This window comes from Polaromonas sp. P1_G2 (genome assembly GCF_056405515.1).
Map to the genome: position 1 here is coordinate 1 of NZ_JBFUBY010000452.1, position 2,155 is coordinate 2,155.

Annotated in this window: 2 protein-coding genes; both read right to left on the reverse strand. The window is 65.0% G+C overall.

All coding sequences use genetic code 11. From position 1 onward, the window contains the following. Window positions 1–81: 81 nt before the first annotated feature. Window positions 82–1,035: an AEC family transporter gene (locus AC1D0P_RS25065; RefSeq protein WP_477679213.1), complete on the reverse strand. Its 954-nt coding sequence runs from the start codon at window positions 1,033–1,035 to the stop codon at window positions 82–84. 222 nt (window positions 1,036–1,257) lie between these two features. Next, the coding region (locus AC1D0P_RS25070) for a porin (protein WP_477679214.1) at window positions 1,258–2,155 on the reverse strand (898 nt) is incomplete at its 5' end.

Here is a 2,155-nt window from a genome sequence, read left to right on the forward strand (position 1 = left end):
GAAATCGACAGCAGGGGCGCCGTCTTTTTTCAGTTTTTTTGTAACAGCCGCTGAAACCCGGGCGCAGGCCCGGGCTCCGCCTCAGGTGAGCAGGGCTACGGCCGCCGAAAAGCTGAAAAAGGCCAGCACAGTGGACAACAGGATGATGCGCGCGATGCGGCCGTTGTCGGCGCCGAAGCGCTCGGCCAGCATCGCCACGTTGCTGGCGCTGGGCAGGGCCGCCACCAGCACGATCACGGTGAGCGCAAACCGATCCAGCGGCACGCCCAGCGCGATGGCGCCCAGCCCCACCAGGCCCACGAGCACCGGATGGACCACCAGCTTGATCAGCGCCACCGGCACGTAGTCCCTGAGCGGCGTGGCCGCAACGCTGTTCATCTGTGAGCGGGCCAGCACCGCGCCTATGGTGAACAGCGCCACCGGCGAGGCGGCGTCGGCCAGCAGCCCCACGGTCTGCATCACCGGCCCGGGGAGCGCCACCCCGAAGCCTGACGACAGCGCGCCCAGCACGATGGCCCAGGGCATGGGATTGAGCGCCACGCCCTTGAGCGCCTTCTGCGCGGCGACTTCGGCGCCGTGGATGTCGGCCGAATCCAGCCGCGACAGCGCGATGCACAGCGAACTCGTCACCAATAGATCAACAAGGATGGTGACGATGGCCGGGCCGGCGGCCTGCGCGCCCAGCAGCGCCACCAGCAGGGGCACACCCATGAAGCCGGTGTTGGGAAAGGCCGCGACCAGCGCGCCGAAGGACGCATCGTTCCAGGCAATGCGGCCCTTGCGCGTGAGCATCACGGTGAAAGCCACCATCAGCAGCGCGCACACCAGGTAAACCGCGACCAGGCTGGCGTCCAGCAGCTGCGCGATCGGCGTGCCGGCGCCGAAGCGGTAGAGCATGCAGGGCAGCGCGAAATACAGCACAAAGGTGTTGAGGCCGGGGATGGCCAGATGCGGAAGCAGGCCGCGGCGCGCGGCCAGGTAGCCGCACAGCACCAAGGCGAAAAAGGGGAAGGTGACGAAAAGAATGCCGAGCACGGCGCTGATTGTCGCCCACGCCTTGCGTGTGGGTGCGTCGCAAAGCTCCGCCCGCCTGTCGATTGGGCAAAAAAAATAGCTGCAGCGCAGGGAGTGCCTGCGCTGCAGCTACTTATTCATGACAGGGCAAATGACGGCAGGACGGCTGGCGGGTGGCGTGATTCCGATGCGAATCCCGCCAGCCCGCCGCCGAACGCCTGGCCTTCGCCCGGCGCCGCCGCTTTAAAAGCTGTGCGCAATGCCCGCGTAAATGGTTCTTTGCGACTGGTTGATCGCCGGATTTCCCGATACCGTGTCCACCCCGAAGTTGGCGCCACTGGAGTTGCTGACGTTGCCGAATGCCGCGTACAGCAGCGTGCGCTTGGACATGCTGTAGTCCGCGCCCACCATGCCCAGCGTGGCCTTGCCGGCCACCCGGTCAGACTTGACGTGGAAGACCGAACCGATCAGCGTGAGCGCCGGCGTCACATCGTAGCGAACGCCGACCCAGGCAYGCTTGAGCTTGGTCGCTGCGGTGAGGGCCGCGTCAGCTGCGGTGATGTAGTCGTAGGCCGCATACAGCTTGGCCGGGCCGATCTTGTAAGTGCCGCCGACGATGGTTTCCTTGGAGGTGTTGAAAACATCCGTGAAGGTGCCGGCGGCATTACGGCGCTGGGAATAGATGGCGCGCAGCATCAGGTCCTGGTTCGCATAGGTCAGAGAAAAGCCTTCGCCGCGGTTGGCCTTGTTGTTGCCCGCCTGTTCGCCGAGCGAGATCTGCCCCGTGGCATTAAAGCCGCCCATATCCGGCGTTGAATACTCGATCACATTGTTGGCACCGGGCCAGCTGCGTCCCCTGACCAGGGTGGCGCTGCCCACCCACTGCTGGCCGGTCGGGTCCAGGTCCCACACATCATTGCTGATGAACAGGTTCTTGCCGAGGCGAAAACTGCCCCAGCTGGCGTTGGACAGGCCGACATAGGCGCGGCGGTTGAACAGGTTCGTTCCGGCCCCCCCGTTTTTAAGCTCAAACCCGCTTTCGAGGGTGAAATTGGCCGCCAGTCCGCCCCCCAGATCTTCCTTGCCCTTCATGCCCCACATGCTGGTGCCCCACTGGTTGCTGGCCACCATGGTTTTGGAG